Origin of the sequence: Caulobacter sp. UC70_42, assembly GCF_044056025.1 — a bacterium.
In the GTDB taxonomy this organism is placed as follows: Bacteria; Pseudomonadota; Alphaproteobacteria; order Caulobacterales; family Caulobacteraceae; genus Caulobacter.
On sequence record NZ_CP171994.1, the window covers coordinates 3,884,409 to 3,907,462 of the forward strand.

At 68.2% G+C, this 23,054-nt stretch carries 16 protein-coding genes and 6 pseudogenes; 9 read left to right on the forward strand and 13 right to left on the reverse strand.

Going from position 1 to position 23,054, the window contains the following annotated elements; translation table 11 throughout:
• The first annotated feature begins 20 nt into the window (after window positions 1–20).
• From ACHMW8_RS19285 to ACHMW8_RS19295, 3 genes and pseudogenes are all read left to right on the forward strand, one after another.
• Window positions 21–776, forward strand: a pseudogene (locus ACHMW8_RS19285) (isocitrate lyase/phosphoenolpyruvate mutase family protein).
• A gap of 315 nt (window positions 777–1,091) precedes the next feature.
• Window positions 1,092–1,298 (forward strand): annotated as a pseudogene (locus ACHMW8_RS19290) (aspartyl protease family protein); the annotation flags it as partial.
• A gap of 409 nt (window positions 1,299–1,707) precedes the next feature.
• Window positions 1,708–1,863, forward strand: coding sequence for a hypothetical protein (locus ACHMW8_RS19295; protein WP_395446081.1), 156 nt, complete (start codon window positions 1,708–1,710; stop codon window positions 1,861–1,863).
• A gap of 89 nt (window positions 1,864–1,952) precedes the next feature.
• On the opposite strand, the pseudogene lexA reads toward ACHMW8_RS19295, so the two are convergent.
• Window positions 1,953–2,656 (reverse strand): annotated as a pseudogene (gene lexA, locus ACHMW8_RS19300) (transcriptional repressor LexA).
• 218 nt (window positions 2,657–2,874) lie between these two features.
• On the opposite strand from lexA, the gene ACHMW8_RS19305 reads away from it, so the two are divergent.
• Entirely contained in the window at window positions 2,875–4,713 is a 1,839-nt protein-coding gene (locus tag ACHMW8_RS19305; protein ID WP_395443452.1) for a hypothetical protein, read from the forward strand.
• Here the strand turns inward: ACHMW8_RS19305 and ACHMW8_RS19310 are convergent.
• From ACHMW8_RS19310 to ACHMW8_RS19330, 5 genes are all read right to left on the reverse strand, one after another.
• Window positions 4,710–5,516: a class I SAM-dependent methyltransferase gene (locus ACHMW8_RS19310; protein WP_395443453.1), complete on the reverse strand. Its 807-nt coding sequence runs from the start codon at window positions 5,514–5,516 to the stop codon at window positions 4,710–4,712. The two genes, ACHMW8_RS19305 and ACHMW8_RS19310, sit on opposite strands and share 4 nt — an antisense overlap.
• 77 nt (window positions 5,517–5,593) lie before the next feature.
• Window positions 5,594–6,160 (reverse strand): lysophospholipid acyltransferase family protein, encoded by a 567-nt coding sequence (locus tag ACHMW8_RS19315; RefSeq protein WP_395443454.1) that lies wholly within the window; start codon window positions 6,158–6,160, stop codon window positions 5,594–5,596.
• 108 nt (window positions 6,161–6,268) lie between these two features.
• Window positions 6,269–7,057, reverse strand: coding sequence for an indole-3-glycerol phosphate synthase TrpC (gene trpC, locus ACHMW8_RS19320; RefSeq protein ID WP_125158516.1), 789 nt, complete (start codon window positions 7,055–7,057; stop codon window positions 6,269–6,271).
• Window positions 7,054–8,079 (reverse strand): anthranilate phosphoribosyltransferase, encoded by a 1,026-nt coding sequence (trpD, locus tag ACHMW8_RS19325; RefSeq protein ID WP_125158515.1) that lies wholly within the window; start codon window positions 8,077–8,079, stop codon window positions 7,054–7,056. Before trpD ends, trpC begins: the two co-directional genes overlap by 4 nt.
• Window positions 8,080–8,089: 10 nt before the next feature.
• Window positions 8,090–8,686, reverse strand: coding sequence for an aminodeoxychorismate/anthranilate synthase component II (locus ACHMW8_RS19330; RefSeq protein ID WP_125158514.1), 597 nt, complete (start codon window positions 8,684–8,686; stop codon window positions 8,090–8,092).
• A 115-nt stretch (window positions 8,687–8,801) separates the two neighbouring features.
• Here ACHMW8_RS19330 and ACHMW8_RS19335 point away from each other — a divergent pair, with 115 nt between their 5' ends.
• Complete coding sequence (locus tag ACHMW8_RS19335) at window positions 8,802–9,011, forward strand: hypothetical protein (RefSeq protein WP_125158513.1); 210 nt, start codon at window positions 8,802–8,804, stop codon at window positions 9,009–9,011.
• 24 nt (window positions 9,012–9,035) lie between these two features.
• On the opposite strand, the gene trpE is transcribed toward ACHMW8_RS19335, so the two are convergent.
• Together trpE and ACHMW8_RS19345 are read right to left on the reverse strand one after the other, a co-directional pair.
• Window positions 9,036–10,571: an anthranilate synthase component I gene (trpE, locus tag ACHMW8_RS19340; protein ID WP_395443455.1), complete on the reverse strand. Its 1,536-nt coding sequence runs from the start codon at window positions 10,569–10,571 to the stop codon at window positions 9,036–9,038.
• Window positions 10,571–12,532, reverse strand: coding sequence for a peptidylprolyl isomerase (locus ACHMW8_RS19345; protein WP_125158511.1), 1,962 nt, complete (start codon window positions 12,530–12,532; stop codon window positions 10,571–10,573). The genes trpE and ACHMW8_RS19345 overlap by 1 nt, the downstream gene beginning before the upstream one ends.
• 139 nt (window positions 12,533–12,671) lie before the next feature.
• On the opposite strand from ACHMW8_RS19345, the gene tpiA reads away from it, so the two are divergent.
• Together tpiA and aspS are read left to right on the forward strand one after the other, a co-directional pair.
• Complete coding sequence (tpiA, locus tag ACHMW8_RS19350; RefSeq protein ID WP_395443456.1) at window positions 12,672–13,433, forward strand: triose-phosphate isomerase; 762 nt, start codon at window positions 12,672–12,674, stop codon at window positions 13,431–13,433.
• A gap of 132 nt (window positions 13,434–13,565) precedes the next feature.
• Window positions 13,566–15,405 (forward strand): annotated as a pseudogene (aspS, locus tag ACHMW8_RS19355) (aspartate--tRNA ligase).
• An 89-nt stretch (window positions 15,406–15,494) separates the two neighbouring features.
• On the opposite strand, the pseudogene ACHMW8_RS19360 reads toward aspS, so the two are convergent.
• The 3 genes and pseudogenes from ACHMW8_RS19360 to ACHMW8_RS19370 all read right to left on the reverse strand — a co-directional run bounded on the left by ACHMW8_RS19360 (window position 15,495) and on the right by ACHMW8_RS19370 (window position 19,743).
• Window positions 15,495–16,368, reverse strand: a pseudogene (locus ACHMW8_RS19360) (pentapeptide repeat-containing protein).
• Window positions 16,369–16,462: 94 nt separating this feature from the next.
• Window positions 16,463–16,954 carry a pentapeptide repeat-containing protein gene (locus ACHMW8_RS19365; RefSeq protein ID WP_395443457.1) on the reverse strand — a complete coding sequence of 164 codons (492 nt, stop codon included), beginning with the start codon at window positions 16,952–16,954 and terminating at the stop codon, window positions 16,463–16,465.
• Between the two features lie 71 nt (window positions 16,955–17,025).
• Window positions 17,026–19,743 carry a ribonucleotide reductase gene (locus tag ACHMW8_RS19370; RefSeq protein ID WP_395443458.1) on the reverse strand — a complete coding sequence of 906 codons (2,718 nt, stop codon included), beginning with the start codon at window positions 19,741–19,743 and terminating at the stop codon, window positions 17,026–17,028.
• 278 nt (window positions 19,744–20,021) lie between these two features.
• Between ACHMW8_RS19370 and ACHMW8_RS19375 the strand changes: the two genes are divergently transcribed.
• Window positions 20,022–20,417 carry an NADH:ubiquinone oxidoreductase subunit NDUFA12 gene (locus ACHMW8_RS19375; protein WP_125158506.1) on the forward strand — a complete coding sequence of 132 codons (396 nt, stop codon included), beginning with the start codon at window positions 20,022–20,024 and terminating at the stop codon, window positions 20,415–20,417.
• A gap of 5 nt (window positions 20,418–20,422) precedes the next feature.
• A pseudogene (locus tag ACHMW8_RS19380) lies at window positions 20,423–21,101 on the forward strand (DUF2155 domain-containing protein).
• Here ACHMW8_RS19380 and aat read toward each other — a convergent pair.
• Together aat and accC are read right to left on the reverse strand one after the other, a co-directional pair.
• A complete protein-coding gene (aat, locus tag ACHMW8_RS19385; protein WP_395443459.1) occupies window positions 21,038–21,691 on the reverse strand; it encodes a leucyl/phenylalanyl-tRNA--protein transferase in 654 nt (217 codons plus the stop codon). The pseudogene ACHMW8_RS19380 and the gene aat sit on opposite strands and share 64 nt — an antisense overlap.
• A 13-nt stretch (window positions 21,692–21,704) precedes the next feature.
• The gene (accC, locus tag ACHMW8_RS19390) at window positions 21,705–23,051 is read right to left on the reverse strand and encodes an acetyl-CoA carboxylase biotin carboxylase subunit (protein WP_125158503.1); all 1,347 of its coding nucleotides are present in this window, start codon (window positions 23,049–23,051) and stop codon (window positions 21,705–21,707) included.
• Window positions 23,052–23,054: the final 3 nt, after the last annotated feature.

Consider the following 23,054-nt stretch of genomic DNA (forward strand, 5'->3'; position numbering starts at 1 on the left):
TCATCCAGGAGTGCAGTGACATGTCGGACCCGTTCGCCGCCCGTCGCGCGGCCTTCCGCGCCCTCCACGCCGAGGGCTGTTTCGTCTTGCCGAACCCGTGGGACGTCGGCGGCGCCAAACGTCTGGAAAAGCTCGGCTTCAAGGCCCTGGCCTCGACCAGCGCCGGAATGGCCTGGGCGTTGGGCAAGGACGATGGCCAGGTCAACCGCGATGACGTCGTCGATCACCTGTGCATGCTGTGCGCCGCCACCGACCTGCCGGTGAACGCCGACTTCGAGAACGGCTTCGCCGACACGCCCGAGGGCGTCGGCGAGAGCGTGACCCTGGCCATTGAGGCCGGGGTCGCGGGCCTGTCGATCGAGGACTAGTCGGGCTCGGCGCTCTACGACCTGCCGGTCGCCGTCGAACGTCTGAAGGCCGCCCGCGCGGCGATCGACGCCTCGGGCCAGGACGTGATCCTGGTCGGCCGCACCGAAGGCTATCTCCGCGGCGTCCGCGATCTCGCCGTGACCCTGGAGCGCCTAAAGGCCTATGCGGCCGCGGGCGCCGACTGCCTTTACGCCCCGGCGGTGACGGATCCCCAGGAGATCAAGGTTATCGTCCAGGCCGTGGCGCCCAAGCCGGTTAATGTCCTGCTCTGGGGACCCGAGATGTCGGTCGAGAGCCTGGGGGCGCTGGGCGTGCGCCGTGTCAGCACCGGCGGTTCGCTCGCGGCGGCGGCCTGGGCGGGCTTCGACGCGGCCGCCAAGCGGCTGGCGGAGGCAGGGCGACTGTAGGCGTCACGCAGGCGGAATTTTGCCACCGCTTGCGAGGAGGTTCGACCGATTTGACCGCCATATCGCGTCATGAAATCAGGGCATAAGGAATGCTCTTCCGCGCGCGCGTGATTGTGCGTGAAACTGGAAGGCGAGCACCTTCTCAACCGAGTTCACCGCGAGATACGCACCGTGAAGTCTTCCCCCATTCTGCTCCTCGTCATGCTTCCAGCGGTTTGCGCCAGCGCGCCCCTCCGCGGCCCGACCACGACGTCTTTTGACTTTTCCAAGACGACGATCGGGGTGGACATCACGGTCAAGGGCAGACCGCTGCACATGATCCTCGACACCGGCGTCGACCCCTCGGTCATCGACCTCGCCACGGCCGAGAGCCTCGGCCTGAAGATCGATCGCGGCGACGCCGGTGAGGCAAGCGGCTTCGGTGACGGCAAGGGCGCGGCGGTTTTCCCGACCGAGATCGAGGGCCTGGCGATCAAGGGCGCCCGCTTCGGCAAGTTCGAAGCCCTGGCGACCGAGATGGGCGGCCTGTCGGGCGCCCTGGGCCGCAAGCTGGACGGCGTGCTGGGCTACAGTTTCCTCAGCGACAAGACGGTCCTGATCGACTACCCGGCCAGCAAGCTTTCGATCCTGTCGCGCGCCAGCGAAGCGACGGCTCTGACGAAGGGGTGCGCCACGCGCTGGACCACGCCGTTGAGGACTGTCGACAGTTTCCCGATCATTCCCGACTTCCGGATGGGGGACGCGAAGGCGCCTGTGAGTTCTCGACACCGGCTCCACCGGCTCCATCGGCCTCTTTCAGAGCGCGCTGGATCTGCCAGGCGCGCGAGACGCGCTCGCCGAGGCCGGGACGATCACCCGGACAGGCGCGCGAGGCGAGGCCAAGTCCAAGAGCTACAGCTTCAATGCGCCGGTCGGCTTCGGGCCATTCACCTTGCCGGCCGGACAGATCGTCAGCACCTACTCCGAGGCGGGCTCGACCGACACGCGGGTGGCCAATGTCGGCAACAAGCTCTTGGCGGCGATGAAGCTGAGACTGCTGCTCGACTATCGCGGCAAGACCATGACCTTCTACGGCGACTGCCCCTAGAACGGCGCAACCGACCGCGATGTCCGGATACGAAAAAGCCCTGATCCTCGGCCGAGGATCAGGGCCAATTCTCTGCGGGCCGGCGCGGCCTAGTGATACCGGCGGATCAGGCCCACCAGCTTGCCCTGCACCTCGACCTGGTCGGGACCGAAGATGCGGGTCTCGTATTTCGGGTTGGCCGCTTCCAGGGCGATCGAGCCGCCCTTCTTGCGCAGGCGCTTGAGGGTGGCTTCCTCGCCGACCAGGGCGACGACGATCTCGCCCGAGGTGGCGGTGTCGCCCTTCTTGATGATCACGTAGTCGCCATCGAGAATGCCGGCCTCGATCATCGAGTCCCCCTGCACCTCGAGAACATAGTGCTCGCCGTTGCCCAGCATGGATTCGGGCACGGGCAGGCGCTCGCGTTCGTGCTGGATGGCGTCGATCGGCGTGCCGGCGGCGATCTTGCCCAGGATCGGCAGTTCGCGGCTGTCATTGGCCGGCGTGGCGGACGCGGTCGTCGATGGCGGCGCGCCGCCGCCCTCGAACACCTGGGGCCGGAAGGCGCCGCGTCCCTTGGGCGGAGCCGCCGTCGTGGCCTGCTGCGGCAGTTTCACCACCTCGAGCGCCCGAGCGCGGTGCGCGAGGCGGCGGATGAAGCCGCGCTCCTCCAGGGCCGTGATCAGCCGGTGGATGCCCGACTTCGACGCCAGGTCCAGAGCCTCCTTCATCTCGTCGAAGGAGGGGAGACGCCGGTCTCCTTGATCCGCTCGTGGATGAACATCAGCAGTTCGTGCTGCTTGCGGGTGAGCATGTCGACCTCGGCTGGAGCGCGGAACAAACCGCAAACCTTGCCAATGTTCTCTAGGCGTTCTTCCTTAATGTCAAGTTGACGATGAGATAAGGGCGTGATGTGAGCCTTGGCCGACAAACACGGTCGTGCGGGTCTGCTAAGGTGATCGCGCGGACGGGCGCGAACGCGGCGCATCGGTTCGAGGCCCAATTGGAATGTCGCGATAACGGGTTGATCTTATGACGATAACGCCTTCGATCCGTTTCGACGACCAGGTCGGCATCACCGACGTCGAACGCGCCAACCTGACCCAGGCCATCACCTTGGGACTGTCCAGGTGGAGCGATGTTCTGGCCGGATCGGCGACGGCGAACATCATTGTCGAGATCATGACTTCGACCGCTTCAGGCCGCGCTCAGGGCGGGCCGGCGCAGGTCACGACCGCCGCGCGATTCGCCGGCGGCATGATTCTGGGCGAGGGGACGCTGAGCGCCGAGTTGCGCTCGGGCGGCAATCCGAACACCGTTGGCGATGATCTGAGGCTGCAGTTCTCCATCGACTATCTTCGCAACGAGCTCTGGTTCGACCCGACGCCCGAGACCGCCGACGACATTCCGAACAATCGCACCGACGCCCTGAGCGTGATCGTTCATGAACTGGGGCATGGCCTGGTCTTCAGCGGCTATGGCGAGGCGCTCGATGGTCTCTTCCGTTCTCCGTACGACCTGCGCGTGATCAAGGAGGGCGCCGCGCCGTACTTTTCCGGCCCGAATGTCCTCGCCCTCGTCGGCCACGAAATTCCCCTGACGCCCGGCAACTACACGCACTACGGCACGGTCGCGGCTCCGCCCAGCGGCGGCGATCCGCTGGCGGGGCTGATGAACGGCGTCGCCTATTATCGCGGCGCGCGGTACACGATCGGCGACCTGGACCTGGCGATCGTGGCCGACGCCGGGCTGGGGACGATCCGCGACGACATCTTCGACCAGACCTGGCTAGCCGACATCGATGGCGGCGCCGGCGTCGACGTCTTCCGGGCCGACTATAGCGCTCGGACCGAGAGCCTGCGGGTCGTGCGCGACCTGAATGGCGACATCTTCGTTCCCAGCAGCCTGACCAACCTCGCGGCGGTCCACCTGCGCCATGTCGAGCGGCTGGACGTCAAGCTGGGCGGCGGCGCCGACGCGGTGACCGGCGGCGTCGGCGACGACCGGATCGACGGCGGCGGCGGCGCGGACGTGATGACCTATGCCGCCGCCTCGACGAATTTCGCCTGGGTCCGCAACGCCGACGGTTCCTGGACCGTCCGCGACCTGCGCCCCAGCGGCGGTGAGGGCGTCGACATCCTGATCAATATCGAGAGCCTGAAATTCTCCGACAAGACGGTGTCGCTCACCGTCTCCGCCGCCCAGATCGCCGTGAGCGCTATCCTGCGCGGCGGCGGCGGCGCGACGGCGGCGGATCTCGACGCCAAGATCGCGGCGGGGACCCTGACGCCGGCGGGGGCGATCGCCGAAGTGGTCAAGGCCGCCGACGCCACGACCTCGGTCGCGTCGATGAGCTATCAGTTCTTCACTGGCAAGGTGCCGAGCGAGGTCGGCGTCGACTTCCTGATCTCGCCGACGGGGCCGAACGCCACGAACCTCAACAGCGCCTACTACGCCACGTTCGATACGGTGAACCGCTACATCAACTTCGCGGTCAATCTGGGCAAGAACGGCGAGGCCAAGGACAGTTTCGTGGCCAGCTATGGATCGCTGAGCCTCTTTGACGCGACCAAGAAGGCCTATGGCGCCATCTTCGGCGGGACGCCGACCGACGCCAAGGTCCATGCGCTGATCGACACCCGGGTGGACTACCTAGCCTACTACGGCGGCGACGGCCCAACCGGTATCGGCACGAAGGCGGCCATGGTCGGATTCCTGCTGGCGGCCGCGGCCACCGAGGATGTCGGCGTGCTGGCCAGGTCCAACGACGCCTGGCTGACGGACCTCTCGGACGGCGCGGCGCCGTTCGCGGTCAACATCCTCGATCCGTCGAACGGCTATTGGAAAACCGACTTTGTCTTCGGCGGCTAAAAGCGTGAGAGCTCGGCGCGCTTGCGGGCGATGATGATGTCCTGGTCCTGCATCGGCTGGCGGCGCCAGACGCCCAGGGCCTGGTTCAGAACATCGAGTCCGAGTGTCTCGTACTGCGCCAGGATCGGCTGCAGGTCATAGCCGATCACCGCCTCCGGCAGGTCCGGCGTCGCGGTCCAGCAGCCCTCCAGGGCATGGACGAAATCGAAGGCGATCTCGCCGCCGCCCGTGTTGGCGCGCGCCTCCTCGTCGATCAGATACCAGGAGACGATGCTGGTCCCGCCGGGCTTGAGCACCCGGGCGATCTCGCGCGCGAACTGGGCCTGGTCGGCGGCCAGCAGGTGGGTGAACACCGAACCCAGCCAGACATAGTCGAAGCTGGCGTCAGGATAGGGGAAGACGAAGGCGCTGGCCGGCTGCGAGCCGCCCGGATTGTACCGGTCGCTATGCATATCGGCGTGGGTGAATTCGAAGCGCGGGTCGCCAACGGCGATGTTGGCTTTGCACCAGTCGATGGCCTCGGCCATCACGTCGAAGCCGGCGTAGCGGCCCGACGCATCCAGATAGTCGACCAGCGGCGCGGCGGCGCGGCCGATGCCGCAGCCGACATCGAGGAAGGCGTGGTGCGGTTGCAGGCCGGCGGCGACAAACAGCTCCTTGAACTGCTGGCCTACGCGAATGAAGTCGGCGTCGGCGGCGCCGACCAGGTGCCACAGCTCTTGCGGGGCGGCCACGGCGTCGGCGACCGACGCCTGGGGCGCGGGCGAGAAGGCGCGCCGCAGCTTGGAGAGAAGGGCCCGCATCCGATTCCTTTCAACGAAAGAGCGGCGCGGACCCTAGCGAGCGACCAAGCTTCAGCCAACCCGGCCGTTGATCCACCCTAGGGGACGGTTTTCAGTTCCGGGCGCCTGGGCGTGACGGGCGCATAGAACGCCGCCAGCGTCGCCAGGTCCTTCTCGTAGTCGCCGCTGGGGATCATCGCCGGTCCCAGGCCCACCACCTTGCGCTTGTAGTCCATGAAGCCGGGCACCATCGGCACGCCAGCCTTCAGGGCGATGTTGTAGAAGCCTGTTTTCCAGCCGCCCGCCTTGCCGCGCGTACCCTCGGGCGCGATCGTCAGCATGAATTCGTCGCGGCGGGCGAACTCGTCGGCCATGGCCTGGACCGTATCGCGCGACTGGGAGCGGTCGATCGGCACGCCGCCAAGGTCCTTCATCAGCCTTTCGAACGGCCAGCGGAACAGCGAGGCCTTGCCCATGAAGCTCAACTTCAAGTTCAAGGCGTCGGCCGCGCCCAGGAAATAGACGAAGTCCCAGTTGCTGGTGTGCGGGGCGGCGATGATCACGAACTTGCGGGTCGTCGTCGGCGCAGAGCCTTCGATCGTCCAACCCTCCCGCTTGAAAAAGGCGACGAGGGACCAATTCACCACGCGGGCGACCCAATGCATTCGCGCTTCCTCGCGTGGCGTCGCCGGCGTCGCGGCGCGGCGGCTTTCTTGTTGAGGCGACTGTGAGCGGCCGAAGCCGAAAACGCCAGATGGCGCGTACCCGATCCTTTAGCCGAGCAGAGCGCGCGTAGCGGCCGTGACATCGGCCTGACGCATCAGGCTTTCACCGACCAGCATGGCCTTGGCGCCGGTGGCCTCCATCCGCACCACGTCATCAGGGGTGAAGATGCCGCTCTCGGTGACCAGCAGGGCGTCCTTGGGCGCTTGGGCCGACAGCCGCTCGGTGACGGCTAGGTCGACGACGAAACTCTTCAGGTCGCGGTTGTTGATCCCCACGAGGTCCGAGCCCAGGGCGCCGGCGCGAGCCATCTCGGCCTCGTCGTGGACTTCAACGAGGGCGTCCATGCCCAGCCGCCTGGCCTCGGCCATCAGTTCGGCGGCCAGGACGTCGTCGATCATCGCCAGGATCACCAGGATGGCGTCGGCGCCGAGGGCGCGGCTCTCGGCCACCTGCCAGGGGTCCACCAGGAAGTCCTTGCGGATGCAGGGCAGGGCGGTCGCCGCGCGAGCATCGATCAGATAGGCGTCGGCGCCCTGGAAGCTGGGTCCGTCGGTCAGCACCGACAGACAGGCCGCGCCGCCGGCCTCATAGTTGCGGGCCAGGGCCGGCGGATCGAAGTCGGCCCGGATCAGGCCCTTGGAGGGCGAGGCCTTCTTGATCTCGGCGATCAGCGACAGCTTGCCGGGCGCGTGGCCCTGAGCGAGCGCCCGCTTGAAGCCGCGCGGCGACGACGCGTTGCGGGCCGCGGAGTCCAGGGCGGCCTGGGTGCGACGGCGCTTGCGGTCGGTGACCTCGTCGCGCTTGTAGGCGGCGATCTTGGCGAGGATGTCGGTCATGCGGCGGCTTCCGTATTCGTTGCGGCCACCAGGCCGGCGAGGGCGGCCTTGGCGCGGCCGTCGTCGATGACGTCGGCGGCCAGTGCGATGCCCTCGACCAGGGTCTCGACCTTGTCGGCGACCAGGAAGGCGGCGGCGGCGTTCAGCAGCACGATGTCGCGATACGGGCCCTGCTCGCCGTCAAGCAGTCGGGTGAGGGCGGCGGCGTTGAAGTCTGGATCGCCGCCGGTGAGGTCCGACAGCGAGGCGCGGGGCAAGCCGACGGCCTCGGGCGTGATCGTGAAGAGATGCATGCGGCCGTCGCGCCATTCGGCGACCTCGGTCTCGCCCGTGGTGGTCAGTTCGTCCATGCCCGCGCCGTGCACCGACCAGGCCCGTTCGGCGCCCAGGGCGCCAAGGGCCTTGGCGATCGGCTCGACGAAGCGCGGCGCCGAGACGCCCACCACCTGCCGTTTGGCGCCGGCCGGATTGGTCAACGGGCCCAGCAGGTTGAAGATGGTTCGGAAACCCAGCTGCTGGCGGATAGGCGAGACATGCTTCATCGCCCCGTGGTGGGCCTGGGCGAACAGGAAGCAGATGCCGGCCTCGTCCAGGGCCCGCCGCTGCTGCTCGCGCGTGGCGTCGATATTGACGCCCAGGGCGGTCAGGACGTCGGCCGTGCCGGACTTGGAGGTGATGGCGCGGTTGCCGTGCTTGGCGACCTTGAGGCCGCCGCCCGCGGCCACGAAGCCCACGGCGGTGGAGATGTTCAGGGTGTGCAGGCCATCCCCGCCGGTGCCGCAGACGTCGATGACCTCGTAGGGATGCTCCAGCTGGACGGCCGCGCGGCGCATGGCGCGGGCGCAGGCGGCGATCTCGCCCACGGTCTCGCCGCGCAGGCGCATGGCGGTGACGGCGGCGGCGACCTGGGCCGGCGTCGGTTCGCCGCGCAGGCAGGCGGTGAAGAATACCTCGGCGTCCTCCTCGCCCAGGGTCTGGCCATCGGCCAGCTTAGCCAACAGCGGCTTGAATGCATCGGACATGTTGACCGTCCTAGACCCAGACCGCCGCGTCGCGCTTGACGCCCGCCAGGTCCATGAAATTGGCCAGCATCTGATGGCCGCCCTCGGTGGCGATCGATTCCGGATGGAACTGGACGCCGAACACGGGCCGGGTCTTGTGCTGGACGCCCATGATCTCGCCGTCGTCGGTCCAGGCGGTGACCTCCAACTCGGGCGGCAGGTCCTCCTTGCGGACGGCCAGGCTGTGATACCGGGTGGCGGTGAAGGGGTTGGGCAGTCCCTTGAAGATGCCCTTGTCGTTGTGGCGCACCTTGCTGACCTTGCCGTGCATGACCTGCTTGGCGCGGATCACCTCGCCGCCATAGGCCTGACCTATGGCCTGGTGGCCGAGGCAAACGCCCAGGATCGGCAGGTCGGCCGGCGCGGCGCGCAGCAGCGGCAGGCAGATGCCGGCCTGGTCCGGAGCCTTTGGTCCGGGCGACAGCAACACGGCGGCCGGATGCAGGCCCAGGGCCTCCTGCACCGTCAGGGCGTCGTTACGGTAGACGACCGTCTCGGCGCCCAGCTCGTTCAGATAGTGAACGAGGTTGTAGGTGAAGCTGTCGTAGTTATCGATGACGAGGATCATGACGCCGCCTTTCGAAGTGCGGTTCTAGCGCGGGCGAAGCCTTTGTGTAGCGGCATTTTCGCCCGCGGCTTTCAGTTACGGTTACAGCGGAAGCGGTCTGGAGCATCATATGGGAATGGACCCGCGTGATTCCGCCCTGGACCCTGTCGCCGTCGCCTATGTCCGCGCGCTGCTGCGGCCCAAGACGCGCCCCCAGAAGATGGCGCCGGTGCTGGCCGCCGCGGCCTTCGCCGCGCTTTGCGCGCTGGCCTTCGCCACGGTGATGGTGCTGGCGCCGCCGGCGGTCACCCAACACCTGCCGGAGGACCGGTTAGGCGGTCCGTAGGCGCGGAAGAAACAGCCCTAAGGCTCAGCTGAATCGCCAGGCTTCCTCTGCCGCGCGCTTGAGAGCCCGGGACTTGTGCAGGGTCTCGTCATACTCGGCGTCGGGATCGCTGTCGGCCACGATGCCGCCGCCGGCCTGAACGTACATCATGCCGTCCTTGACCAGCGCCGTGCGCAGCACGATGCAGGTGTCGACCGAGCCATCGGCGCCGAAATAGCCCACGGCGCCGGCATAGCCGATGCCGCGCTTTTCGACTTCCAGCTCGTCGATGATCTCCATGGCCCGCACCTTGGGCGCGCCCGAGAGGGTGCCGGCGGGCAGGGCGGCCATCAGCACGTCGACCGGATCCACGCCTTCCGGCGCCGTGCCCTCGACGTTCGAGACGATATGCATCACGTGGCTGTAGCGCTCGATCTTGAAGCTCTCGGTCACCCGGACATTCGGACCTTTGGGGCGCTCGGCCGGGGTGTTTCGACCCTGATGATTGAGCATGGCCACGCGGCCGACGTCGTTGCGGCCGAGATCCAGCAGCATCAGGTGCTCGGCGCGTTCCTTGGGATCGGCCAGCAGCTCGGCCTCCAGCGCCGCGTCCTGCTCGGGCGTGGCGCCGCGCGGACGGGTGCCGGCGATCGGCCGGATGGTGATCTTGTTGTCGCGCAGGCGGACCAGGATCTCGGGGCTGGAACCCACAAGATTGAAGCCGTCGAGGTTCAGGAAGAACAGGAACGGCGACGGATTGGTCCGGCGCAGCGAGCGGTAGAGGGCGAACGGCGGCAGGTCGAAAGGCGCACGGAAGCGGTGGCTGGCCACGACCTGGAAGATGTCGCCGGCGGCGATGTAGTCCTTGGCCTTGGCGACGACGTCGGCGTAGTCAGCGCGGCTGACCGGCGTGGTGAACTCCATAGGTTCCCGCGGCGCGCGCGGCGCGTCGTGGGCCAGCGGACGATGCAGGTCGGCCATCACGGTCTCGATCCGCGACCGCGCGGCGGCATAGGCGTCCTGGGCGGAGACGCCGGCCTTCGGGCGCACGGCCGTGGTCAGGATGATCTCCTGGGCGATGGCGTCGAAAACGGCGACGATCGACGGCCGGGTCATGATCCCGTCCGGCAGGCCCAGCTTATCCTCGTTGATATCGGGCAGACGCTCGACCAGGCGCACCAGATCATAGCCCAGGGCCCCGAACACGCCGGCGGCCATGGGCGGCAGGCCCTTGGGCAGCTCCATGCGCGAGCGGGCGACCAGATCGCGCAGGCTGTCCAGTGCGCCGCCCTGCTGAGGCGTGTACTGGCCGGCGGCGATGTCGTCGCCCTCGGCGATCTCGGCCTGATCGCCGCGGCAGCGCCACACCAGATCCGGGTTCATGGTCACGATCGAGTAGCGACCGCGCCAGGCCCCGCCTTCGACGCTCTCGAACAGGAAGCTGTAGGGACGCGCCTGGGCGATCTTCAGATAGGCCGAGACCGGAGTCTCGAGGTCGTCGATCAGGCGGGTCCAGACGACCTGCTGCCGTCCGGAATCGTAGATTTCCGAAAAGGCGTCGAACGCGGGCTCCAGACTCATTACTCGGCTTTCTTTCCGGCCTTCGTGGCCTCGGCCTTGGCCAGGGCCTCGGTGTCGACGCCGATGGCCTGACGGGCCAGGGTCAGGTTGCTCTTGGTCTTCAGCAGAACCTTGGCGGCGTTGCGCGAGGCTTCGCCGAGGTCGCGCATCAGGCCTTCGCCGGCCTGGGCGCCCGCCATGGCGGTGATCTGGGCGATGGCGGCGGTCGGAGCCGAACGGATGGCTTCCAGCTTGGCGACGACATAGGCCTCGCCCTGGGGGCCGGCGCGGGTGGCGAAGGCCTCGTTGTTCTTGGCCTGGAAGGCGGCGCTCAGGAACTCGCGGCCCAGGCCCATGTGCGCTTGAGCGTTCTGGCGCGACAGACCCGGGACCTTCTGGACCTTGGACTGCACCGAGGCGGCGACGGCCTCGATCGGCTCACCCTTCTTGACGCGGGCGACCAGTTCGTCGGCCTTGGCCTTCAGGCGCTTGCTCATTTCCTGACCCATCCACACGGCGGTCAGCTGCGGCTTGATCTCGGCCAGCGGCGGCATGGCGGCCGGGATCACCTTCTCGACCTTGACGGCGTAGTATTCGCCCTTGCCAGCCTCGATCAGATCGCTTTCGCCGCCTTGCGACAGGCCAAAGGCGGTCTTGACGATGTCCGGCGTCAGGCCGGCGACGGGCTGCCCCGTCTCGTCCGCGCCTTGGGCGGTGACCGGGGCGGTCGTCAGCACCAGGGCGCCGGCCTTGCTGGCCGCGGCGACCAGATCGGCGCCGCCGTCATGGGCGTCCTGATAGGTCTGGGTCTGGTCATAGGCCTTGGTCTGGGCCGCCTGGGCGCGGACCTCGGCCTCGATCTGCGGACGCACGCTCTCCAGCGAGGCGGTCGAGCCCGGCGTGACCTTGACGATCTTGATGACCGAAACGCCCAGTTCGCCCGTAATCGGGCCGCTGACCTGGCCGGCGGCCAGGCTGAAGGCGGCGTCGGCGACCTTGCGATCCGGAACAGCGGTCTTGGGCTTGTCGGTCAGGACGAGTGGAGTCTTGCCGAACGCCTTGGCGACGGCGGCGGGATCCTCGCCCTTGGCCAGGCGCTGCGAAATCGTGGCGGCCGCCTTGGCGTCCGGAGCGACGATCTGGACGATCGTGCGAGTCTCGGGCTTGGCCAGGCTGTCCTTGCGGAAGTCGTAGGCCTTCTGCACGGCGGCCGGGTCGATGGCGACGGTCGGCTCCAGGGCCTTGGCGCTGACACGCATGATCGACAGCACCCGGGTTTCCGGACGCGTCAGGCGCTCGGCGTTTTCCTTCATGAAGGCGGTCAGCTGCGCGTCGGTCGGCGGAGCCGGACGGGTGACCGAGGCCGGGTTCACGGCGAAGGCGGCGACGTCGCGCTCTTCCAGGACGTAGGCGCCTTGCAGGGCGGCGTAGATGCGCGGGGCCTTCAGGCCGCCGGCGACCGCCGAAAAGAAGTGGGCGTTGGCGATCTCGTCGCGCAGCGAAGCCTCGTAGTTCGCCGGCGTCAGGTTGTTCTGAGCCAGGAGGGCCGCGTACATCTGCGGGTCGAACTTGCCGGTGATCGGGTTGAACGGCCGCTGGGTGGGCGGCAACTGGCTCATCTGCTGGTGCACAACCTCGCCGACCAGCTTGTCGGACGGCTTGACGCCCATGCGCTGGATGGCGGCCGCGATCGATTCCTGCAGGGCCAGCTCCTGGACGATCTGACGGTCGACGCCTTGCTCGACGGCCTGGTCGGGCGTCAAGGTCTGGCCGCTGCGCTCCTCCATGCCCTTGCGGTAGTTGTCGAAGCGCAGCTTGAAGTCCTGGGCGGACAAGGTGCGCGAGCCCGCGGTGATCACGCCCGAGCCCTTGGGGCCCTTGAAGACGTCGCTGATGCCGAAGATGGCGAAGCTGACGATCAGCAAGCCAAACAGCAGCACCGCGAAGGGCGATTTGGCGAAGGAGCGGAAACCGGCGAGCATGCGTTCGAAAACCTTCCAGGCGGATCGCCGCGCGAATGAGCACAGCGGTCGAGAGCAGCGGGTATAGTAGAGCCGCGTGCGCGTGGGCAAGCGGCGTGGGCTTGACTTCCCAAGGGAGCGTGACCCCAAGAAGGCCTCTATGACCCTAACGAACACGACTCCCCGGCCGCTGATCGCCGGAAACTGGAAGATGAACGGTCTTTCGGCCGCTCTGGACGAGGCGCGCGCCGTCGCCGCGGAACTGGATCGCCAGCCCGCCGCCGCCCGTGTGGCCATCTTTCCGCCCGCCACCCTGCTGCACCGCCTCGCCGAGGCCGTGGAGGGTTCGTTCGTCCTGACTGGCGGACAGGATTGCCACGATAAACGCTCCGGGGCGCATACCGGCGATATTTCGGCGGAGATGATCGCCGACGCCGGCGGAACCCTGGTGATCGTCGGCCACTCCGAGCGGCGCACCGACCACGGCGAGACCTGCCAGCACGTCGCGGCCAAGACTGAAGCGGCCATCGCGGCGGGACTGGAGCCCATCATCTGCGTCGGCGAGAGCCTGGCGCAACGGGAGGCTGGGGAGGCGGTGGCCTTCGTCGTCGGCCAGTTGCGCAATTCCCTACCGGTCAGCCTAGCCGGCAAGACCTTCAACGTCGCCTACGAGCCGCTGTGGGCTATCGGCACGGGCCACGTGGCCTCGGTCGACAATATCGTCGAGATGCACGCGGCGATCCGGGCCGAGCTGATCGCGCTGTTCGGCGAGGACGGCCGCGCCGTCCAGATCCTCTACGGCGGCTCGGTGAAACCCGAGAACGCCCGCGAGATCCTGGCCGCGCCGGAGGTTGGCGGAGCTCTGGTCGGCGGCGCCTCGCTGAAGGCCAAGGACTTCCTGGCCATCATCGAGGCCGCCTAACGCTGAAAAGCTTCCGCGGATGGGTCGCGCGAGCGCGCGATCCATCCCATTGGCCATCCCAGAATCCTTGACATCCCGGCGCCCACGTGCGCCTTACCGCGCCTTGCAAATCACCGCGTATTCAAGACTTTCATGACCTCCATGCACGCCTATCGCACCCACAACTGCGGCGCTCTGCGCGCCTCCGACACCGGTTCCTCGGTGCGCCTGTCGGGCTGGATCCACCGCAAGCGCGACCATGGCGGCCTGGTCTTCATCGACCTGCGCGACCACCACGGCTTGACCCAGCTGGTCCTGCACCCGGAAACGCCGGGCTTCGCGATCGTCGAGCGCCTGCGCGCCGAGAGCGTGATCCGCGTCGACGGCGAGGTGGTCGCCCGCGACGCCAGCGTGGTGAACCCCAACCTGCCGACCGGCGAGATCGAGATCCGCGTCTCGGCCGTTCGAGGTGCTGAGCGAAGCCGCCGAACTGCCGCTGCCGGTCTTCGGCGAGCCGGACTACCCGGAAGAGATCCGCCTCAAGCACCGCTATCTCGACCTGCGTCGCGAGACGCTGCACAAGAACATCGTCCTGCGTTCGCGCGTGATCCAGTCGATCCGCAACCGGATGTTCGCGCAAGGCTTCAACGAGTTCCAGACGCCGATCCTGACGGCCAGCTCGCCGGAAGGCGCGCGCGACTTCCTGGTGCCCTCGCGCCTGCACCCCGAGAAGTTCTACGCCCTGCCGCAGGCGCCCCAGCAGTTCAAGCAGCTGCTGATGGTCTCGGGCTTCGACCGCTACTTCCAGATCGCCCCGTGCTTCCGCGACGAGGACCTGCGCGCCGACCGCTCGCTGGAATTCTACCAGCTCGACGTCGAGATGAGCTTCGTCACCCAGGAAGACGTGTTCGCGGCCATCGAGCCGGTGATGCACGGCGTGTTCGAGGAGTTCTCGAACGGCAAGCCGGTCTCGCCGATCGACGGAACCCATACCTTCACCAACGACTTCGGCCAATCGTTCGAGCACAAGGGTTTCGAGCGCCTGACCTACGCCCAGTCGATGGCCTGGTACGGCAGCGACAAGCCGGACCTGCGCAACCCGATCAAGATGGCCGACGTCTCGGAGCACTTCCGCGATGGCGGCTTTGGTCTGTTCGCCAAGATCCTGGGCGCGGACGCCAAGAACCAGGTGTGGGCCATCCCCGCGCCGACCGGCGGCAGCCGCGCCTTCTGCGACCGCATGAACAGCTGGGCGCAGGGCGAAGGCCAGCCTGGGCTGGGCTATGTGTTCTGGTCTGAAGACCAGGGCGGCTGGGGCGGCCCGATCGCCAAGAACCTTGGCGAACCGACGCAAGCCCTGATGGAATCGCTGGGCCTTGGCGCTGGCGACGCCGCGTTCTTCGTGGCCGGCGATCCGGCCGTGTTCGCCAAGTTCGCGGGCCTGGCGCGCACTCGCGTCGGCACGGAGCTGAAGCTGGTCGACGAGAACCAGTTCAAGTTCTGCTGGATCGTCGACTTCCCGATGTTCGAGTGGAACGAGGACGAGAAGAAGGTCGACTTCTCGCACAACCCGTTCTCGATGCCGCAAGGCGGTCTAGAGGCCCTGGAGGCCCAGGATCCGCTGACCATCCGCGCCTACCAGTACGACATCGTCTGCAACGGCTACGAACTGTGCTCGGGCGCGATCCGGAACCACAAGCCCGAGATCATGCTCAAGGCCTTCGCCACCGCCGGCTACGGCCCGGAAGTGGTCGAGGAGCAGTTCGGCGGCATGCTGAACGCCTTCCGCTACGGCGCGCCGCCGCACGGCGGCCTGGCGCCGGGCATCGATCGCATCGTCATGCTGCTGGCCGACCAGGTGGCCATCCGCGAGGTCATCGCCTTCCCGCTGAACCAGCAGGGCCAGGACCTGCTGATGAACGCGCCGGCCAACGTGCTCGACAAGCAGCTCAAGGAGCTGCACATCCGCACCGCGCCGCCCATCAAGGTCTAGGCGATCTAGGTCCAGGCGACAGATACAAGAAAGCCCTCCGGTCTCGCGATCGGAGGGCTTTTTCTTGATTGGTGGGCCTTAAGCGCCGATCACCACTTCTTGGGCGAAGGCGGGGCAGGGGGCGCGGGCGGGGCCGGCGGGGCCTTGGGGATCTCGCGCAGGAGCAAGAAGCGCCCGCCCTTGATCCCGGAGCAAGACCGAACGCTCAGGCCCGACGGCAGGCGAGTGGAGCCGTCGCCGCAGGCCTCGTCCAGTTGGTCCTGTTCCAGGCCCCGGGCGCTCGACAGATCGGCGGCGCTGAGATTGACCATCGTCAGATCGGCGTTGCGGAAGTCCGCGCCGTTGAAGATGGCGCCGCGCAGGTTCGAGCCCGTCATGTCCGCGTTGCGGAAGCGGGCGCCGTCGAACCGGCCGCCCTGGAAGTTGGCGTGGTTGATGTCGGCGTTCGAAAAATCGGCGTCGCGGGCGTTGGCGCCCGACAGGTTGGCGGCGATCAGCTCGGCGTTGGAAAAACGCGCTTTCTGCAGATCGGGCGCCCGTCATCTGGGCGGCGTGCAACTCGGCCGAAGACAGGTCGACACGGGTCAGGGTGGCTTGGTTGAAGTTGGCGCCGCTGCTCTCGATGCCGGACATGCGGGCGTCGGTGAAGTTGGCGCCGGTGAAGTTGGCGCCGCGCATCTCGGCGCCGCGCAGGTCGGCGCGGCTCAGATCGGCCCAGCCGAAGTTCGAGCCGTAGAACATCGCGCCGCGCAGGTCGGAGCCGATCAAGATGGCCTTGACGAACGTGGCGCCGGCGAACTTGGCGTTCATCAGCTTGCGGCCGGCGAGATCACAGTTGGCGCACATCCCGCCGAAGGAGGTCAGCTTGGCGACGTCCTTGTCTTCGATAGAGGCCTGAGCCTGACCGGTCATGGCCAGGAAGCTCAGGGTCAAGGCGGCGATGGAAGCGCCCAGGCGGGACATCAAGTTCTCCGTTCAGTCCATACGCGACTGTGTGAGTTACGGTTTGAACCGGCGGGCTCCTAGAAGCCACTTAAATTGCGGTAATGACGGGGATTTAACGGCAGAGCGGGATACGCAGATTGCCGGGCAGGTAGGTGGATCCATCGCCGCAGGCCTGGTCCAGCTGGGCCTGGGTAAGACCGATGGCGCGGTCCATTTCGGCGCCCGAGAAGTTGGCGCCAGATAGTCTTGCCCCGGAGAAATTCGCGCCCTGCAGATAGGCGCCGACGAAGCTGGCGTTGGTCAGGTCCGCGCGGGCAAAGCTGGCGCCGGTCATGACCGCGCCATAGGCGTTGACATCGCGCAGGTCGCCGCCCGTGAAGCGCGTGCGGTTCATGATCGCCGTCGAAAAGTCAGCCTGACGCAGCCGCGCGCCCGCCAGGTTCTTGTTCTTCAACGTCAGGTTCGACAGGTCTGCCTGGAACAGGTTGCAGCGCGGGCAGTTCGCGCCGTTGCGGACGGCCGAGATCTGGCTGGCGTTCTGCGCTCCAGCCGAGCTGGCGAAGACCAGCACGGCGAGGGCCGAGAGAAGAGCGATCGGTTTCATTCTGGCGCAGGTCCTACGCGAAAAGGGCGTTCTCACCCTGCCGTAGCAAGCTTAACGCCAACCAAACACGCTCAGGACGAGGCCATCGGTCCCGGGCGGTCCGACTGCGCCCCGCAGGTGTCGCAGACCGTCATGCCGCCGCGCCTGGTCAGCGAGAGGTCGCCGCAGGCCGGGCACATTTCGCCCTCGGCGCCCGGACGGTCCTGGCCTTCCACGCGGCGGCGGCCGAACGAGGCGAAGACCAGGTTGTCGTGCGCGGCGCCGCGCGAAAAGCCCTTGGAAATGAACAGGCTGGCCGGGACAGGTTCGGGCTCGCCATCCTCGATCTCGAGGGTCTTGCCCGCGCCCAGGCCGTCGGCGTTGAACTCGCCCGGGTCGCCATTGGCCAGGTCGTCTCGCCCCAGATACGATACGCCCAGTTCGCGGAAGACATAGTCCAGGATCGAGGTCGCCGACTTGATCGAGTCGTTGCCGGTCACCGGACCCGCCGGCTCGAACTTGGTGTAGACGAAGGCGTCGACGAATTCGTGGAGCGGCACGCCGTGCTGCAGGCCCAGCGACACGGCGATGGCGAAGTTGTTCATCAGGCTGCGGAAGGCCGCGCCTTCCTTGTGCATGTCGATGAACAGCTCGCCCAGCTCGCCGTCCTCGTATTCGCCCGTGTGCAGATAGACCTTGTGGCCGCCGACGGCCGCCTTCTGGATATAGCCCTTGCGGCGATCGGGCAGGCGGCGGCGCGAGCGGTCGCGCTCGACGATCTTCTCGACCACGCGCTCGGTGACGAGCGGTTCGCGGACCGGCGCGGTCGCGCGCGGGGCCTCGGCGGCGGGTTCTTCGGGCAGGTCCAGCTTGAAGTCGACCGGCGCGCTGGCGCGTTGCAGGCGCAGCGCCCGGATCCCCGAGCGGGCGGCGGCGGCCTGGGCGCGGACGGCGTCGGCGGGACGGCTGTCAAAGGCAACGGGGATGGCCACCGGCGTCGGCAGGCAGGCGAAGGCCTCGACGGCGGCCAGCATGGCCAGGCGATCGGCGAAGGTCGGGGTCTCGACCGATTTGAAAGCCTCGCGCAGCTCCGGGTTCAGCGCCTCGCAGTCACCCAGGGTTCCCGCCCCCAGGGCATGGCGCTGGGCGGCGGCGATCTCGGAGATCGAAAAGTCGGCGAAGGCCAGGGTGTCGAAGTCGCGACGGGCCACGTCCTCGGCCGAAGCCCCCAGCACGTCGCGCAGGAAACCCGCGCCGACCACGGCCGGGGCGAAGGCGGCGCGCAGGCCGTGGTTCTCGCGCAGGGCGTGTTCGGCCTTCTCGATCTCATGGGCGGTGAAGCCCCGCGCCTGCAGCATCGCGTGGTCGATCGCCGGGCTCTCGGCCAGCGAGCCGTGGCCCAGGGCGTGACGGCGGGCCGCGTCCAGGTCGACGCCCTCGCTGGACAGGGCCTCGAAGGCGGCGGCGCTGAAGGTCGGCAGCAGAAAGCCGTCGGCGGTCTGCGCCGCCGACACCGGCGACATGGCGCCGGCCGGGCCCACCGGCGCGCCGCCGAGGCGCAAGGTCGCTTCCGGATCCTCGAAAGGACCCACCAGGGCGGCCGAACGCAGGCCGTGCTTGCGCGCCAGGGCATGGGCGGTCGCCAGGGCGGCGGCGGCCTCGGTGGCCAGGGCCGAGCGCAGGGCGGCGGCGCGGACCCGGCGCTCGGCCAGGGTCTTGAGCACGCTCTGCTTGTCCTGGGCGAAGACGGGATCCGGCCCCATCGCGGCGGCGGCCTCCGCGCTGGCCGACAGGGCCGCGCCAACGGCCAGCGCCCAGAGGGCGGCCGCGCCGTCACGGCCCTCGACGCTGGTCTGGGCCCAGCCCTGGCTGAGCAGGCAGTCGCCGACGCCGGCTAGACTTAGACGGGCGGGGCGCTCGCCGCGCTCCAGTTCCAGGGCCGTGCCCCACAGGTGGCAGACATAGGTGAACCGCTCGACGTCGAAGCCGTCGGCGTCGAGAAAGGCGCTGGCGTCGATGGCCGCGCCGACCCCCACGCCGCGCGCCAGGATCTCGGCGTCCGTCGGCGACAGGGCCAGGGTGAGGGCGCTCGTTTCCCAGCCGACCTGGGCGGCGAAGGCGGCGGCCTCATCGCCGGCCGCCACGGCCTGGCGCGAGGCCGAGGAAACCATGGCCGATTCCCGCTCGGCCGATACGTCGGCCAGCGCCATGCGCGGCGCATCGGCCGTGGCGATGGCGTCGAGAAGGGTGCGGTCGTCGGCGCCCAGCTCGCGGGCCTTGCGGGCGGCGCGGGCCAGGGCCGGGTTCTTGCGGACGTCAGCGCAGGCGCGCGGGTCGCCCGAGCAGCGGCGGACGGCGTCGGCCACCTGGGCCAGGGCGGCGTCCAGCCGCGCGGCGGCCTGGGCGGCGAGCGCGCGGCCGCGGCGCCGGCCGAGGCTGTCCCTGACGATGGTCTGGAACTCGAACTCGGCGATGTCGGGCAGCAGGCTCAGACCGGCTTGGCCGCCAGCCGGGGTGGCGATCCCCGACAGCATGGTGGCCAGCAGGGCGTCGCGGAAGGCGCTGGCGTCGGCCTTGTCGCCGAAGAGGCCCTGGGCCAAGCCCACCTCGGCCACACGCTCGGCGTAGCGCGCGGGACCACCGCCCAGCGCGGCCTTGGGCTCGATCTCGCCGGCCCAGTCCAGCCAGGCCTCGACGCGAGCGTCGCTCCAGGCGGCCGGGGCCGAGACCACCACGATACTGTCGCTGCGTTCGAGGTCGCGCCATTCCATGGCGGGAACAACTCCGGCGGCTTTGGCGGGCGTGCGCATGGGCGAGTTCCGGGTTCGTCTGGCGATCGCGATATCTTATCAAATTCCTAACGCGTGATTCCGCGCCGGCGGGACGCGCGTAAGGTCGCACCCCAAGCTAGAACCTCGATCGCTGAGCCTCAATAGATGTTGCGGGTGTGGTGGGTCTAATCCACAAGATGTTGAAGTCTTCTCTCGCGGAGCGGCGCTGGACGCTGAGGGCGTGAAACCCTATAGTCCGGCCGCTTCGCCGTGCGTGTCGCGGCCTGCAAAGCCTTATAAATTCAGGTGCGAACGTAGTGCTGAAAGCGATCTTCACGTGGTGGAACGGCGCGACCCTGGGTCAGCGCTTCCATATCGGCCGCCGCGGCGTGTTTGTGGGCAAGGACGACTACGGCAACCGCTACTTCGAGGCCCGCGACAACAGCGACAGCTATGACGCCCGCAAGCGCCGCTGGGTGATCTACAGCGGCTACGCCGAAGCCTCCAAGGTCCCGCCGGACTGGAGCGGTTGGCTGCACTACACGTTCGACGAGGTCCCCACCCAGACGCCGCTGAACCGTCGCGACTGGGAGAAGGATCACATCCCGAACCTGACCGGCACCGTGCACGCCTGGCGCCCGAAGGGCTCGCTGGCCCGTGGCGGCGAGCGCGCGGCGGCCACCAGCGACTACGAAGCCTGGAAGCCGGAATAGTCTCGATGGTCCGCCGGGCGTCCCTGGTCGCCAAGCTCATGGTCCTCGGCGCGATCCTGTCCGGTGTGACCGTGACGGGCGCCGCCCTGGCGCGGCAGAACAGCGCCCCACAGGCGGTGACTCCGCCGGCGGCGACCCAGGCCCCCGCGCCGCCGACGCCGCGCCCCGTGACCCCGGCGCCGACGCCGGGCGAGCCGCGGTCGGCCCAGCCAACCACGGTCACGCCCGCGATCGCCAATCCCGATCCGCCGGCCTTGCCGCCGCCCGCTGTCGTCGCCGCGCCCCAAGCCGGCCGCGACACCCCCGGCCAAGCCGCCCGAGCCCGCCAAGCGCCAGCGCTACACGATCGCCATCCTTCAGGCCCTGGACAAGGTCACGACCGAGACCATGCGGTTCGAGGTCCCGGTCGGCCAGCCGATCCGCTACAAGACCCTCGTCTTCACCGTCCGCGCCTGCGAGACCGCCGCCGCAGACGAGGTGGCGCCGGAGACGGCCGCCTATGTCGTGGTCGACACCCAGCCCAAGGCCCAGGCCGGTCGTCCCGCCCCGCCCGGACGCCAGGTCTACAAGGGGTGGATGTACGCCAGCTCGCCGGGCCTGAACCCGCTGCAGCACCCGGTCTATGACGCCTGGCTGATCGCCTGCAAGCAGGCCGCTCCGGTCGCGCCGCCCGCCAAGCCGTAGAAGTCGCCCTGGACCTTCAGGGCCTTGGCCAGTCGCCGGCGATAGTCCGCGCGGCTGATCTCGATCGTCCCGAACTGCGTCAGGTGCTCGGTCAGGAACTGGGTGTCCAGGAGCTGGTAGCCGCCGGTCAGCAACCGCGCCACCAGGTGGACCAGCGCCACCTTGCTGGCGTCCCGCGCCGTCGAGAACATGCTCTCGCCGAAGAACGCCCCGCCCAGCGACACGCCATAGAGGCCGCCGACCAACTGGTCGCCCAGCCAGGTCTCGACGCTATGGGCCATGCCGCGTGCGTGGAGCTGGCCGTAGAGACGTTGGATGGGGTGGTTGATCCAGGTCTCCACCCGGCCGGGCCGGGACGCCGCGCAATTTTCGACGACCATGTTGAAGGCGGTGTCGACCCTGACCTCGTACGGCCCGTTGCGGACGGTGCGCGCCAGGCGCTTTGGGATGTGAAAGTCCCCGAGCGGCAGGACGCCCCGCCGCTCGGGATCGATCAGGAAGAGGCTTTCGTCCTCGCGGGCGTCCGCCATGGGGAAGACGCCGCGCGCGTAGCAGGCGATCAGATCGTCGACCGTGAAGGCGTCGTCCATCGCCGGCTCCAGATCAGCTCTCTTGAGCTTTGATCCAGCGTTCCAGCCAGTGGATGTCGTAGTCGCCGGCCAGGATGTCGGGCTGCACCAGGAGATCCTGGAACAGCGGGATCGTGGTTTCGATGCCGCCGACGACCATCTCGCCCAGGCAGCGCTTCAGACGGGCGATGCACTCGGCGCGGTCGCGGCCGTGCACGATCAGCTTGCCGATCAGGCTGTCGTAGTAGGGCGGGATCGCGTAGCCGGTATAGATCGCCGAATCCAGGCGAACGCCCAGACCGCCCGGGGCGTGGAAGTCCGTGATCGTGCCGGGCGAGGGCGTGAAGGTCCGCGCGTTCTCGGCGTTGATCCGGCACTCGATGGCGTGGCCTTCGAAGACGACGTCTTCCTGGGTGAACGACAGCGGCAGGCCGGCGGCGATACGGATCTGTTCCCGCACCAGGTCAATGCCGGTGATGGCTTCGGTGACCGGATGCTCGACCTGCAGGCGGGTGTTCATCTCGATGAAGAAGAACTCGTCGTTCTCCCACAGGAACTCGATGGTTCCGACGCCGAGGTAGCCGATGGCCTTGACGGCGTCGACGACGACCTTGCCGATCTTGGCGCGGCCTTCGGCCGACAGGGCCGGCGAGGGGGCTTCCTCCAGCACCTTCTGGTGGCGGCGCTGCAGCGAGCAGTCGCGTTCGCCCAGGTGCACCACGTTGCCGTGGCTGTCGGCGATGACCTGCAGCTCGATGTGGCGCGGTTTCTGGAGATAGCGCTCCATATAGACCGTATCGTCGCCGAACGCGGCGCGGGCCTCGGCGCGCGCCGTCGAGACGGCCTCGGCCAGGTCTTCACGCGTCTGGGCGACCTTCATGCCGCGCCCGCCGCCGCCGGCGGCGGCCTTGATCAGCACGGGGAAGCCGATCTTCTCGGCGGCCTCGAAGGCCTCTTCCTCGGTCGAGACGCCGCCGTCAGAGCCGGGAACGACCGGGATGCCGGCGTCCTTCACGGCCTGCTTGGCGGTGATCTTGTCGCCCATCATCCGGATGTGCTCGGGCTTGGGACCGATGAAGGTGAAGCCGTGCGCGTTGACGATTTCGGCGAAGCGGGCGTTTTCCGACAGGAAGCCGTAGCCCGGGTGGATGCCCTGAGCGCCGGTGATCTCGGCCGCCGCGATGATCGACGGGATGTTCAGGTAGCTCTTGGCGGCCGGAGCGGGGCCGATGCAGACGCTCTCGTCCGCCAGGCGCACCCACATGGAATTGCGATCCGCTTCGGAGTGAACCGCCACGGTGGCGATGCCCATTTCCTTGCAGGCGCGGTGAACCCGGAGCGCGATCTCGCCCCGGTTCGCGATGAGAATCTTGTCGAACATGAG

Bases quoted from the DNA above. Each gene is read 5' to 3' on its own strand.
- trpC (WP_125158516.1), bottom strand. From the start codon at position 7,057: ATGACCGACATCCTCGCCAAGATCGCCGCCTACAAGCGCGACGAGGTC.
- ACHMW8_RS19330 (WP_125158514.1), bottom strand. From the start codon at position 8,686: ATGATCCTCGTCATCGATAACTACGACAGCTTCACCTACAACCTCGTT.
- aat (WP_395443459.1), bottom strand. From the start codon at position 21,691: ATGGACGACGCCTTCACGGTCGACGATCTGATCGCCTGCTACGCGCGC.
- trpE (WP_395443455.1), bottom strand. From the start codon at position 10,571: ATGAGTCTGGAGCCCGCGTTCGACGCCTTTTCGGAAATCTACGATTCC.
- tpiA (WP_395443456.1), top strand. From the start codon at position 12,672: ATGACCCTAACGAACACGACTCCCCGGCCGCTGATCGCCGGAAACTGG.
- ACHMW8_RS19310 (WP_395443453.1), bottom strand. From the start codon at position 5,516: ATGCGGGCCCTTCTCTCCAAGCTGCGGCGCGCCTTCTCGCCCGCGCCC.
- ACHMW8_RS19370 (WP_395443458.1), bottom strand. From the start codon at position 19,743: ATGCGCACGCCCGCCAAAGCCGCCGGAGTTGTTCCCGCCATGGAATGG.
- accC (WP_125158503.1), bottom strand. From the start codon at position 23,051: ATGTTCGACAAGATTCTCATCGCGAACCGGGGCGAGATCGCGCTCCGG.
- ACHMW8_RS19305 (WP_395443452.1), top strand. From the start codon at position 2,875: ATGACGATAACGCCTTCGATCCGTTTCGACGACCAGGTCGGCATCACC.
- ACHMW8_RS19365 (WP_395443457.1), bottom strand. From the start codon at position 16,954: ATGAAACCGATCGCTCTTCTCTCGGCCCTCGCCGTGCTGGTCTTCGCC.
- trpD (WP_125158515.1), bottom strand. From the start codon at position 8,079: ATGTCCGATGCATTCAAGCCGCTGTTGGCTAAGCTGGCCGATGGCCAG.
- ACHMW8_RS19345 (WP_125158511.1), bottom strand. From the start codon at position 12,532: ATGCTCGCCGGTTTCCGCTCCTTCGCCAAATCGCCCTTCGCGGTGCTG.
- ACHMW8_RS19315 (WP_395443454.1), bottom strand. From the start codon at position 6,160: ATGCATTGGGTCGCCCGCGTGGTGAATTGGTCCCTCGTCGCCTTTTTC.
- ACHMW8_RS19335 (WP_125158513.1), top strand. From the start codon at position 8,802: ATGGACCCGCGTGATTCCGCCCTGGACCCTGTCGCCGTCGCCTATGTC.